This window comes from Micromonospora sp. NPDC005413 (assembly GCF_040606435.1).
Classification (GTDB): Bacteria; Actinomycetota; Actinomycetes; order Mycobacteriales; family Micromonosporaceae; genus Micromonospora.
The window spans coordinates 1-12,037 of the sequence record NZ_JBEXEV010000040.1; the positions used below are offsets into that span (position 1 = coordinate 1).

Annotated in this window: 12 protein-coding genes and 1 pseudogene; 4 read left to right on the forward strand and 9 right to left on the reverse strand. The window is 72.5% G+C overall.

Annotated elements, in window-relative coordinates; translation table 11 throughout:
• The 3 genes and pseudogenes from ABZS37_RS28855 to ABZS37_RS28865 form a co-directional block, all read right to left on the reverse strand.
• Positions 1–97 (reverse strand): annotated as a pseudogene (locus ABZS37_RS28855) (AraC family transcriptional regulator); the annotation flags it as partial.
• Between the two features lie 384 nt (positions 98–481).
• Positions 482–2,020 (reverse strand): replication-associated recombination protein A, encoded by a 1,539-nt coding sequence (locus tag ABZS37_RS28860; protein ID WP_355174097.1) that lies wholly within the window; start codon positions 2,018–2,020, stop codon positions 482–484.
• A gap of 74 nt (positions 2,021–2,094) precedes the next feature.
• A complete protein-coding gene (locus ABZS37_RS28865; RefSeq protein ID WP_355174099.1) occupies positions 2,095–2,316 on the reverse strand; it encodes a hypothetical protein in 222 nt (73 codons plus the stop codon).
• 140 nt (positions 2,317–2,456) lie between these two features.
• Here ABZS37_RS28865 and ABZS37_RS28870 point away from each other — a divergent pair, with 140 nt between their 5' ends.
• The gene (locus ABZS37_RS28870; protein ID WP_355174101.1) at positions 2,457–3,197 is read left to right on the forward strand and encodes a GNAT family N-acetyltransferase; all 741 of its coding nucleotides are present in this window, start codon (positions 2,457–2,459) and stop codon (positions 3,195–3,197) included.
• Positions 3,198–3,244: 47 nt separating this feature from the next.
• Here the strand turns inward: ABZS37_RS28870 and ABZS37_RS28875 are convergent, their stop codons facing one another.
• From ABZS37_RS28875 to aspS, 4 genes are all read right to left on the reverse strand, one after another.
• Positions 3,245–4,549, reverse strand: a complete 1,305-nt coding sequence (locus tag ABZS37_RS28875; protein WP_355174103.1) for an MFS transporter — start codon at positions 4,547–4,549, stop codon at positions 3,245–3,247.
• Positions 4,543–5,139, reverse strand: coding sequence for a helix-turn-helix domain-containing protein (locus ABZS37_RS28880; RefSeq protein WP_355174105.1), 597 nt, complete (start codon positions 5,137–5,139; stop codon positions 4,543–4,545). The genes ABZS37_RS28875 and ABZS37_RS28880 overlap by 7 nt, the downstream gene beginning before the upstream one ends.
• Positions 5,140–5,197: 58 nt before the next feature.
• Complete coding sequence (locus ABZS37_RS28885; RefSeq protein ID WP_355174107.1) at positions 5,198–6,010, reverse strand: sugar nucleotide-binding protein; 813 nt, start codon at positions 6,008–6,010, stop codon at positions 5,198–5,200.
• Between the two features lie 104 nt (positions 6,011–6,114).
• A complete protein-coding gene (gene aspS, locus ABZS37_RS28890; RefSeq protein ID WP_355174109.1) occupies positions 6,115–7,920 on the reverse strand; it encodes an aspartate--tRNA ligase in 1,806 nt (601 codons plus the stop codon).
• 155 nt (positions 7,921–8,075) lie between these two features.
• Here aspS and ABZS37_RS28895 point away from each other — a divergent pair, with 155 nt between their 5' ends.
• Positions 8,076–8,789 carry a DUF998 domain-containing protein gene (locus tag ABZS37_RS28895; protein ID WP_355174111.1) on the forward strand — a complete coding sequence of 238 codons (714 nt, stop codon included), beginning with the start codon at positions 8,076–8,078 and terminating at the stop codon, positions 8,787–8,789.
• Between the two features lie 25 nt (positions 8,790–8,814).
• Entirely contained in the window at positions 8,815–9,462 is a 648-nt protein-coding gene (locus ABZS37_RS28900) for a DUF998 domain-containing protein (RefSeq protein WP_355174113.1), read from the forward strand.
• A gap of 91 nt (positions 9,463–9,553) precedes the next feature.
• Here ABZS37_RS28900 and ABZS37_RS28905 read toward each other — a convergent pair whose 3' ends face one another.
• Both ABZS37_RS28905 and ABZS37_RS28910 read right to left on the reverse strand, forming a co-directional pair.
• Complete coding sequence (locus tag ABZS37_RS28905; protein ID WP_355174115.1) at positions 9,554–10,600, reverse strand: S1 family peptidase; 1,047 nt, start codon at positions 10,598–10,600, stop codon at positions 9,554–9,556.
• 290 nt (positions 10,601–10,890) lie between these two features.
• Positions 10,891–11,367, reverse strand: coding sequence for a helix-turn-helix domain-containing protein (locus ABZS37_RS28910; RefSeq protein ID WP_355174117.1), 477 nt, complete (start codon positions 11,365–11,367; stop codon positions 10,891–10,893).
• A gap of 55 nt (positions 11,368–11,422) precedes the next feature.
• On the opposite strand from ABZS37_RS28910, the gene ABZS37_RS28915 reads away from it, so the two are divergent.
• Positions 11,423–11,935 carry a PaaI family thioesterase gene (locus ABZS37_RS28915; protein WP_355174119.1) on the forward strand — a complete coding sequence of 171 codons (513 nt, stop codon included), beginning with the start codon at positions 11,423–11,425 and terminating at the stop codon, positions 11,933–11,935.
• Positions 11,936–12,037 lie beyond the last annotated feature (102 nt).

The following is a 12,037-nucleotide window of genomic DNA, read 5'->3' on the forward strand; positions in this document are numbered from 1 at the left end:
GGCGGATGACGTGCAGGCAGAGGTCGATGCCGGCGGCCACTCCGGCGGAGGTGAGCACCCGATCGTCGCCGATGAAGAGCACGTCCGGGTCGAGGCGCCTCCCCCGGCCAGGGGCCGTCGACCGGTCGACGCGCGGGCGCACCGCCCGGGTCGCTCTGGCGCGGTGCGGGCGGCGCCGAGGTCTCCGGTGCACCTCCGCGCGCACCGGTCGGCTCTGCCGGCGCACCCGTACGCGGCCCGGCGGGTTCTGCCGGCGCACCCCCGCGCGGGCGGGTCGGCTCTGCCGGGGCCCCGTCCGGGCCCAGCTCGGTGCGTTGCTGTTTGGCCGAGCGCAGGTCGTCGATCCAGCCGAACTCCTCGCCGGCGACCGGTTCCGCCGGCTCGGCCTCGGCTGCCCGGCCTCGACCCCAGCGTCGCGTCTTGGCGCGGGGATCGCGCCGCTCGTCCGGGCCCTCGTCCGGGTGGTCCCCACCACGCGATCTCACTGTTGACCCTCTCCTGCGGCTTCAGTGCCGCTGTCCTGCATCGTGCCGGGAGCGCGCGTGTCTGTCGTCGGGCGACCGGTCTCGCCAGGAAGCGCCGACGCGGTCTGCGCCGTTACAGGCGGCTCGGCTGTCGGAGTCTCCGGACGGGCGGCCGGGGCCGGCAGGCCACGCACGATTCGGCGCAGCAGCGGCAGCCGGGTGGCCACCGATCGTTCCGCGCCGTGCGGGCTGGGCTGGTAGTAGTCGGTGCCCACCAGGTCGTCCGGGACGTACTGCTGGGTGACCACGCCGCGCTGGTCGTCGTGCGGGTAGCGGTAGCCGGTCCCGTGGCCCAGCCCTCGGGCGCCGGAGTAGTGCGCGTCGCGCAGCCCGCGCGGCACCGGACCGCCGCGACCCGCCCGCACATCGGCGATCGCGGCACCGATGGCGGTGGTGGCCGAGTTCGACTTGGGCGCGGTGGCCAGGTGGATCACCGCCTGGGCCAGGTTGAGCTGCGCTTCGGGCAGCCCGACGTACTCGACCGCGTGCGCGGCCGCGGTGGCCACGCTCAAGGCCCCGGGGTCGGCCATGCCCACGTCCTCGCTGGCGAAGATGACCAGGCGGCGGGCGATGAACCGGGCATCCTCACCGGCGACCAGCATGCGGGCCAGCCAGTGCACCGCGGCGTCCACGTCCGAGCCGCGCATGCTCTTGATGAAGGCGCTGACCACGTCGTAGTGGGCGTCGCCGTCGCGGTCGTAGCGCACCGCCGCCACGTCGACCGCCTGCTCGGCGGTGGCGAGGTCGATCCGCCCGGTGCCGAGCGCCGTCGCGGAGGCCGCCGCCGCCTCCAGCGCGGTGAGTGCCTTGCGGACGTCACCGGCGGCGAGCCGGACGAGGTGGTCCTCGGCCTCCGCGGTCAGGCTCAGCGCGCCGTCCAGGCCGCGCTTGTCGGCGACCGCGCGGCGCAGCAGGCCACGGACCGCCTCGTCGTCCAACGGTTGCAGGGTGAGCAGCACACACCGCGACAACAGCGGGGAGATGATCGAGAAATACGGGTTCTCGGTGGTCGCCGCCAGCAACGTGACCGTACGGTCCTCGACCGCGGCGAGCAGCGAATCCTGTTGGGTCTTGCTGAACCGGTGCACCTCGTCGATGAAGAGCACGGTCTGCGGGCCGCCCGAGCGGCGCTGGCGACGGGCCGCCTCGATCACCGCCCGCACGTCCTTGACGCCGGCGGAGAGCGCCGACATGGCGACGAAGCGGCGGTCGGTCGCCCCGGCCACCAGGTGCGCGATGGTGGTCTTGCCGCTGCCCGGCGGGCCCCAGAGGATCACCGACATCGGGGCACCGCCGGAGACCAACTGCCGCAGTGGGGCGCCGGGGGCGAGCAGGTGGTCCTGCCCGACCAACTCGTCGAGAATCACCGGGCGCATCCGGACGGGCAGGGGCGAATCGTCGGCCACCGCAGTAAAGCCGTCGACACCGGCGGGACCGTCGGGCGCGCTGCGCGACCCGGCGGGTTCACCGAGGGAGAAGAGGGCGTCGGACTCCATCACGAAGACAGTACCGGGCCGGGCCCACGACGCCGGAATCGCGCCGTGGGCCCGCCACGGGTGATCGGTTCCGGTCAGCCACGACCGGGGCGCCGGCCCCGGTACCAGCGGCCGCCGCCACCGCCGCCACCGCCGCGCGGGCCGCTGCCCACGCCGCCGAGGTAGAGCGAGAGCAGGAACAGTCCGAGGAGTACGAGCGTGTTCCAGTTGAACAGGTCCGGTGCTCCGAAGTTCGTGTCGAGCAAATCGATCAGCAGGGCGAAGCCAAAGACGATGGCGGCCAGGATGGCGAGCATGTCGGTCCTCCGGTGGGGGTTCCCAGTAGGTCGGCGCGTGATGTACCCAATCGGTCGACTCGTCAATCTCCACGATGGATTTGGTTGCGCCGCGGTGGCCCGGCGCAGGCGCTCGGCCGCTGACTCCTAGGCTGCTGAGCATGATCATCGACGACCAGGTGCTCCAGGACCGGAGCGCCATCCTGGCCGCCGTCGGCCACCACCCGTTCGCCCGGCACGCACTCGGGCGGGGCACGCCCGCGCACGGCTACCGGCGCGACGGCGCCGTGCTGTGGTTGGTGCCGCCCGAGCACGGGCCGGCCGGCTGCGCGATCGGCCCGGCTGGGCCGGCGATCGAGGTCTGTGTCGCGCTGGTCGCCGACGGGGTGCTGCGCCCGGAGCAGCGGCTGCACCTGCCCCGGCACGATCCCGCGCTGCTTGTGGGGCGACTCGCGGTGACCCGCCACGACGACTGGGACTTCCACTGGACCGACACGCCACCACCGGCGCAGGAGGACGAGCACCGGGTGGTACGACTCGCCGAGGCTGACCATCCGGCGCTGGAGGCGCTGATCGACGAGGCGTTCCCGAGCACCACCGCCCGACCGGGCGACCCACGAGTGGTGGCCTGGTACGGCATCCGGGCCGGCGACCGGCTGGTGGCGTGCGGCGCGGACCGCAGCCAGGGTGACATCGGCTTCCTCGCCGGCCTGACCGTCGCCCCCGACCAACGGGGTCGAGGTCTGGGTGCGGCGCTGACCACCGGGATGACCCGGGCGCTGCTGGCGCGCCACGACACCGTGGGGCTCGGCGTCTACTCGAGCAATGTCGGGGCGGTACGGCTCTACCGGCGGCTCGGCTTCACCAACACCCTCCCGCTCAGCACGCTACGGCTCGGCTGAGGGTGGGGCACCCCTGGTATCGCCTCGGGTAGCCGAAGGTGCCCTTCCTAACGCCCGGCGACCTGCGGCTCGGTGGATTCGGGAACTGCGGGCGGCTCGGCGGGATCGGCCGCGGGCTGGCGGCCGGCCAGCCAGGCGGGCAGGTAGAGCGGGGCGGCGACGGCCAACACCACCGCGCCAACCACCATGGCGGTGCCAACGCTGGTGGCGGCGGCGAGCGCGGTCAGCACCACCCCGCCGAGCGCGCCAGCCGGCTGCGCCATCATCGAGTTCAGTGAGAGCACGCTGGTCCGGTACGGGCCGTCGACCTGCCGGTGCAGCAGCCCATTGTGCAGCGGGTTGGACGCTCCGTGCACTGTGTAACAGGCGAGGTAGGCCACGAGCACTCCGACCGGCCCGGCGAACAGCCCCATCCCGACCACCGTGACGCCCTGCAGGATGCGCAGCAGGGCCGCGCCCGGTGCGGCGCCCAGCCAGCGCAGCAGCAGCGGGGTCAGTGCCGCGCCGGCAGCCGAGGCGATCCAGGCGGCCGAGTTGGCCGGTCCGAGCAGCGCGGCGGCGCGCTCCGGGTTGCCGATCACCTCGGCGAGCCGCACGGGCAGCAGCGACTCGAAGGTGACCATGCCGAAACCCCAGAACAGCTCCACGGCCACCAGGGCAAGCAGCACCCGGGACCGGCGCAGCAGCCCGACCGCCTGGCCGATCATCCGGGGCGCCTGCGCCACCGAGGCCCGTAGCGTCGCCGCTCCGCTGGCCGGCCGCTGCTCGACCAGCAGGACGAGCAACGCGACAAGCGCCGCCGCCTGCGCGAGGATGGCGACCAGCACGGGCGCCGTGAGCGCGCTGACCGGCCCGATCGGGCCGAGGGCGATCAGGCCACCGCTGATCAGCGCTCCAGCGCCGATGGCACCGCCGATGACGGTGCCGGCGTACCCGAGGCCCCGCTCATACTCGGCATCCGGGTCGGCGGCCAGGGTGGCATCGACGTACCAGGACTCCAGCGGGCCGCTGTCCAACGCCCGGTAGATCCCCTGCAATGCCCAGACCAGGAAGAACAGCGCGAACGAGTCGGCCACCGCGAACAGCGCCAGCGAGATGAGGTTGATCGCTCCGGCGGCGAGCAGCACCGGTCGGCGGCCGAGGGCGTCGGCGAACCCACCGGTGGGCAGCTCCAGCGCCAGCACCAGCAGCCCCTGCGCGGTGCCGACCAGGCCGATCTGCGGCAGCGACAGGCCCCGCTCCTGCATGAGCAGGATCATCACCGGAATCATGAGGCCGGTGGGAAGCCAGCGCAGGCCGTACAGCGTGAGGTAGCGAGCCCGAACCTGGCGTACGGTCAGCGCGCTCACCACCGCTCGTCCAGACGCGGGAAGCCAGCCAGGAACACGTGCACGGGTTTGACGTCCGCGGCATCGGCGACGGCTTCGTCGCGGTAGCGCATCAGCACCGCCCACAGGTCGTCGCTGAGGGCACGCAGTCGAGCTGGGTCGAGCGGCAGCACCAGGTCACTCATGCCGGCGGCGTCGCGCCAGGACCGGGACTGGTGGTGCTCGACGGCCATCCACCGCTCGGCCAGCTCGGCCATCACACGTACCTGGTCGGCCTGGATCCACTGGACGGCGGCGCGGGCGTCCGGGTCGTCGTCGAAATCGGTGGGCTCGAAGTTGCTCACGTCGTGCGCGGCCTGCCACCAGCGCTGCCGGCTACTGCCCCGGTCGGGGTCCTCGGTCACCAGCCCCACCTCGGCGAGTTGGCGCAGGTGATAGCTGGTAGCCCCGGTGTTGGTGCCCAACTTCTGGGCGAGGGCCGTGGCGGTTGCCGGGCCGTCGACGCGCAGCGAACCAAGCAGCCGCATCCGCAGCGGGTGGGCCAGCGTGCGGACATGCTGGCTGTTCAGATGGACGCGGCGGGGCTCGGCCGGCCCGTCGGATGAGGAGCTCATTCCTGCACACTATCTCTGCACACTTCCTATGCACAAGATTTATGCATAGGAAGTGTGCTCAGGGAGCAAGGAGTTCGCGCACCCCCCGCAGCCGGGTCCGCAGCAGGCCCGCGGCGCGGGAGGAGTCGAGGCGTACATCAAGGGGGCGGACCAGGCCGGTGGCAGCGCCGGTGGTGGTCTTGAGCCCGGCCGCGTCCAGGCCGAACCGCTCCGCGACCAGCAGTCCCAGGTCGGCGCGGCTGACGGCATCGGGGCCGGCAACGTTGAGCAGACCCGCGTACGAGGAGGCGACCAACTCCAGCACGGCGTCAGCCAGGTCGGTGACGTCGACCGGGCAACGGAGCTCATCGGTGAACAGGGCGGCCCGGCCGGCGAGCGCGTCCCGGCAGAGCTGGATCTGCTTACTGCCCTCCCCCAGGATCAGCGAGGTACGCACCAGGGCCGCGCCGGGGTCGATCGCCCGCACGGCGGTCTCGGCCGCGGCCTTCGCGGCGCCGTACGCGTGCACCGGGCTGGGTGGCTCGTCGTCGGCGTAGGGCGTGGGACGGCCAGCGTGCAGCGCGTCGCTGGACACGTGCACCAGCCGGGCCCCCACCTCGGCGGCGGCGACCGCCACGTGCGCGGCCCCGTCTGCGGTGACCGCCCAGTCGTCGTACCGGTAGGGGGTCCCGACCACGGCATCCGGCCGCACCTCGGCGACCAGCGCGCGCACCGCGGCCCGGTCGGTCACGTCCAGCCGCCGCCCGGCAACGCCCGGCGCGGTGATGTAGCCGGAGTGGAACGTCCCCACCACCGACAACCCGGCGCTGACGCCCCGCCGACACACCTCCGCGCCGAGAAGCCCACTACCCCCAACAACAAGCACCCGCATCCCAGCCCACTCCCCCGTCGCCATTGATCAAGAGGTTTGCGTCATCTCGCGGGGCGATGATGACGCAAACCTCTTGATCAACCAAGCAGGTGGGGGGTGGGGGGTTAGACCGGGTCGGCTACCGGGGCTGCCACGCCGGCGGTGCCGGTGTGGGGGGTGGCTGGGGGCTTGGGCTTGGCGTCGATGCCGGCCTCGGTGCGCTGCTGGGCGGTGATCGGCGTCGGCGCGCCGGTCAGCGGGTCGAAGCCGCCCCTGGTCTTCGGGAAGGCGATGACCTCACGGATGGAGTCCGCGCCGGCGAGCAGCATGCAGACCCGGTCCCAGCCGAACGCGATGCCGCCGTGCGGCGGGGCGCCGTACTTGAACGCCTCCAGCAGGAAGCCGAACTTGTCCTGCGCCTCCTCGGGGGTGATGCCGAGCAGGTCGAAGACCCGCTTCTGCACGTCACCCCGGTGGATACGGATCGACCCGCCGCCGATCTCGTTGCCGTTGCAGACGATGTCGTACGCGTACGCCAGAGCGCGGTCCGGCGCCTCCTCGAACCGGTCGACCCACTCCGAGTTGGGCGAGGTGAACGGGTGGTGCACGGCCGTCCAGCCGCCGTCGTCCGTGCGTTCGAACATCGGCGCGTCGACCACCCAGCAGAACGCCCAGGCGCTCTCGTCGATCAGCCCGGACCGCTTGGCGATCTCGACCCGAGCCGCACCGAGCAGCTCCTGCGCCTCCCGGCTGGTGCCGCTGGCGGCGAAGAACACCGCGTCGCCCGGCTTCGCGCCGACCGCGTCGGCGAGCCCGCCCAGGTGCTCGGCGGACAGGTTCTTGGCCACCGGGCCGCGCGCCTCACCAGTCTCGGCGTCCAGCACCACGTACGCCAGGCCACGCGCGCCACGCGCCTTGGCCCAGTCCTGCCAACCGTCCAGCTCCTTGCGGCTCTGCGCCGCGCCGCCCGGCATCACGACCGCGCCGACGTAACCGCCCGCGTCGATCGCCCCGGCGAAGACCCGGAACTCGGTGCCCCGCAGGTAGTCGGTCAGCTCGGTCAGCTCGACCCCGTAGCGCAGGTCCGGCTTGTCGGAGCCGTACCGGGCCATCGCGTCGTGCCAGGTGATCCGCGGGATCGGCCGGCTGATCTCGTGCCCGGCCAGGTCCTTCCAGAGCGCCGAGACGATCGCCTCGCCGAGGTCGATCACGTCGTCCTCGGTGACGAAGGACATCTCGATGTCGAGCTGGGTGAACTCCGGCTGGCGATCGGCGCGGAAGTCCTCGTCCCGGTAGCAGCGGGCGATCTGGTAGTACCGCTCCATACCGCCGACCATCAGCAGCTGCTTGAACAGCTGTGGCGACTGCGGCAGGGCATACCAGCTGCCGGGCTGAAGGCGGACCGGCACCAGGAAGTCGCGGGCCCCCTCCGGCGTCGAGCGGGTCAGCGTCGGCGTCTCGATCTCCAGGAAGTCCCGCTCGTGCAGCACGCCCCGGGCGAGGTGGCTGGCGCGCGAGCGCAGCCGCAGCGCGTTCGCCGGGCCGCTGCGGCGCAGGTCCAGGTAGCGGTACCTGAGCCGGAGGTCGTCACCGGCCTCGATCTGGTCGTCCACCGGCAGCGGCAGCGGGGCGGCCTCGGAAAGCACCTCCAGCTCGACGGCGGTCACCTCGACGTCGCCGGTAGGCAGCTCCGGGTTCTCGTTGCCGGCCGGCCGGCGGGTCACCTCGCCGGTGACCTTCACACAGAACTCGTTGCGCAGCGCGTGCGCGTCCTCCTCGCGGAACACCACCTGGACAACACCGGAGCCGTCGCGCAGGTCGACGAAGATGACCCCGCCGTGGTCGCGCCGGCGGGCCACCCACCCGGCGAGCGTCACCGTCGAGCCGGCGTCCGCGGCGCGCAGGCTTCCGGCATTGTGGGTACGGATCACGGCTGGCAACTCCTCATCGTGGAACAGTCCTCACCAGCATTCTGTCAGGGGTGGCCGCCCTGCCTCCGGGGCACCCGGCAGGCCGGCCCGATTCGCTGGTGGGGCGAACCGGCGAACCCGATTCAGCCGGCTGCCACGCCGGTTAACGTGGCGAAATGCGCGCCGTACCGAACTGGGCCGTCGCCACGGCGGTGGCCGGGCCCCTGCTGCTGGTGGGCGGCTGGACGGTCGCGGAAGCCCGACAGCCCACCGACTACGACCCGGTCCGGGACACCATCAGCGAGTTGGCCGGGCACGACGCCACCGACGCCTGGATCATGATCAGCTGTCTGGCGCTGCTCGGCTGCTGCTATCTGGCGATCGCTGCCGCGCTGCACGCCGCCGGGTTGCCGAGCCGCTTCCTGCTCGCCGTCGGCGGGGTGGCAACGATCGCGCTGGTCGCGTTCCCCCGGCCGACGGTCGGCGGTTCCCTCAGCCACGGCATCGCGGCGACCGTGGCCGTCCTCGCCCTGGCGCTCTGGCCGGCCGGTTCGGCGCTCCGACTGCCGCGCGGGCGGGACGCCGCGCATCCGGCCGTACCCGAGCCGCCCTGGGCGTTTCGCCGGGGGGTGGGGCTCAGTGCCACGGTCGTGCTGCTCGCCCTCTTCGGCTGGTTCGCGTTTGAGGTGACCAGTGGGTCCCGGACCGGGTTGGCCGAGCGCGTGACGGCGGTGGCCGTGTCGCTCTGGCCCCTGCTGGCGGTCCTCTCCGCCCGCCGGGCGCACCTCGTGTGGGCCGCTGGCGGCGCCGTACCCATCGGCCCGGAACTACCGACAGGCGGCGTCGTACCTCCGGATCCGCTTCGGCCAACCCACGGGCCCACTCCGTGACGGTCCGCACCGCTACGATCGCCCGATGTCCGCCGTCCCCCGCTGGGCCCTGGTGTCAGCCGTTGGCGCACCACTGTTTCTCATCGGGGGCTGGACGCTGGCGCAGGCCGCCCAACCCGCCGGGTTCGACCCGGTCCGGCAGACCATCAGCGCGCTTGCCGCCACGGGTGCGGACCATCGCTGGATCATGACGATCGGGCTGGCCGGCCTGGGCCTCTGCCACCTGATAACCGCGCTCGGTCTGGTCACTGCCGCGCCGGCGGGCCGAGGGCTGCTCGCGCTGGGCGGGCTGGCCACCCTGGTGCTGGTCGCCTTCCCACAGCGCCCGGGCGGCTCGACGACACACGTCGTCGCCGCCGGTGTGGCGTTCGGGGCGTTGGCTGTCTGGCCCGCCCTGGCCGTGCCCCGCGGAGCGGCGCCGTCCCTCGGTCGGGATCAGCGCCAGCCGCCCGACGGGTCAGCCCCGAGCGGAACCGCGCGCTGGACAGCGCTCGCGGTGGCGGCGGTCCTGCTCGGGCTGCTCGGCTGGTTCGCCGTCGAGTTCTTCGCCGACGGGGCATGGATCGGGCTGACGGAGCGGCTGTTGGCGGCCGGCGAGGCGGTCGTGCCACTGGCCGCCGTGCTCGCCGCGCTGGCCTCTGCGCGGCGATCGGGACCGTCCGGGTCCCGCTGATCGCCAGGGGTGCCGAGTACGGCCGGAGTCGTGGGCCAGGACAGCGAACGGGCCGCCGGAGGATTCCGGCGGCCCGCTGGCGGTTACTGGATCAGAAGACGCTGACGCCGTAACGGCTCAGGGCCTCGGTGACCGGCTGGAAGTAGGTCGTGCCGCCGCTGCTGCAGTTGCCGCTACCGCCAGAGGTCATGCCCAGGGCGGTGCCGCCGCTGAACAGCGAGCCGCCGCTGTCGCCCGGCTCGGCGCAGACGTTGGTGCGGATCAGACCGGAGACCGAGCCCTCGGCGTAGTTCACCGTGGCGTTGGTCGCGTTCACCGAGCCGCTACGAAGGCCGGTGGTGCTGCCGGAGCGCTGCACCGACTGCCCGACGGAGGCGTTGCCGGAGCCGGTGATGTCCCGGTAGCTGCCGTTGTAGAGGTAGACGTTCCCGGCGGCGTTGGCCGAGTTGCTGTGCCGCACGATGCCGTAGTCGTTGCCCGGGAAGCTCGTGCCGGTACGGGTGCCGATCAGCGCCGACTGGGCCGAGTTCGAGTACCAGTTCGCCGAGATGTTGGTGCAGTGCCCGGCGGTCACGAAGTAGTAGGTGCTGCCGCTGCGCACGTTGAAGCCGAGCGAGCAACGCCCGCCGCCACCGGCGTAGATGGCCTGGCCACCGGAGATCCGGGTGCTCAGCACGCCGGCCTCGGCCTCGACCCGGACCGCGCCGTTGGCCCGCGCGGCGGCGGCCTTGACCCGCTCCAGCTTGGCACCGGTGACGGTGCTGTCCACGGAGACGACGACCTGGTTGGTGACCGGGTCACTCCACCAGGCGGTGCCCGGGATCTTGGCGGAGCGCTCCAGGTCGGAGGTGGCCCGGTTGAGCTCGGCCGCACCGCGGGTGACGTAGCGGACGGCAGCGCCGGCCTTGCTCGCCTTGCTGGCGGCGGCCGCGTCGGTCACCGTGACGACGGACTTGCCGCTGGCGTCGATGTACGAGCCGGCGGAGCGGTCGCCGAGCTGAGCGGAGATTGCGGCAGCGGCATCGGGCGAGGCTGCGGGAGCGGCCTGGGCGGGCGCGCCGATGAGCGTGCCGACGACCAGGGTTCCGGACACGGCGACGGTGGCCGCGACGCGGAATGAGGACCTCGTGGGTCGCATGTAATAAACCTCCTGGGCGGGGGGTCGGGTCACGCCGGGGGCGGCGAACCCGAGGGGGGCAACCCGGCCGATCTGGGGAAACCGGCCGAGTGAACTGAAGTATTCACATACTTAAGATCATTGACAAGGCTTGGTTTCGCCCGGATTCGCCGATCTTGGCCGGTCACATCGCCGCAACACCACTGACACGCTGGCGAACAAGCACCGTCACACCAAATCGACGCCGGATCCATTTTGGGCGGGCACGATCATCGATGCCCGAAGACCCCGGATGGCGCGAGTGCCGCCCGTCAGGGGGTACGACGGCGGGCGCCGGGACCCGGGCGGGACACCACGTCGCGTGACTGACCCACGTCGTGCCCGTCGGCACATCGCAACTCGACGCGTACCGGCGCGCCACAGTCACGGTGAGCGACGCTCAGCGGCGAGCCTTCCGGGTCGGCGAGGTACCGGTCGCCCCACCCGAGCACGGCGACCAGCACCGGCCACAGGTCCAGGCCCTTCTCCGTCAAGCGGTACTCGTGGCGCAGCCGGCTGCCGGGCTCCCGGTACGGCTCGCGACTCAGCACCCCCTGCTCCACCAGGGTGGCCAGCCGGTTCGTCAGCACCTGACGCGGAATGCCGGTGCGCACCCGCATGTCGTCGAAGCGGCGCACGCCGGTGAACACCTCGCGGAGCACCACCAGGGTCCACCGCTCGCCGAGGATCTCCATCGTGCGGGCGATGGTGCAGTTCTCCACCGACCAGTCCAGTGCCGCGGGTCGCATCCGACCAGGCTAGGTCTCGTTGACAGACTCAGCAAGATGCTGCGAGGCTGCGTCCATGACGCAGACGCAGGAACCGGCGCGCAGTCGTACCTTCACCTGGTCGGACCCGGCGACCAACGCGGCCCAGGTCGGTCGGCGAAGCGGCCTCGACATGCTCCGGGCGATGATCGCCGGTGAGTTGGCCGCGCCGCCGGTGATGCACCTGATCGACATGGCCCGGATGGAGGCCGACGAGGGGCGGGTCGTCGTCGAGCTGATGCCGCAGGAGTTCCACTACAACCCGCTCGGCACCGTCCACGGTGGCGTCCTCTCGACGCTGCTCGACACCGCCGCCGGCTGCGCCGTGCACACCACGCTGCCCGCCGGCCTCGGCTACACCTCGCTGGACCTCAACGTGAAGTTCCTCCGCCCGGTCACCGTCGACAGTGGCACGCTGCGCTGCGAGGGCACGGTGCTGCAGAGCGGCCGCCGCACGGCCCTGGCCGAGGCCCGCATCACCGACGCGAACGCCCGCCTGATAGCCCACGCCACCAGCACCTGCCTCCTCTTCCCCCTCACCGCTGCCTAACCCCACCCACCCCCACCCCGCGATCTTGCACTTACTGTCGCCGGAATGCGGCGACTGCGCGGATATGCCCCGGCAGCAAGTGCAAGATCGCGGGGCGGGGGT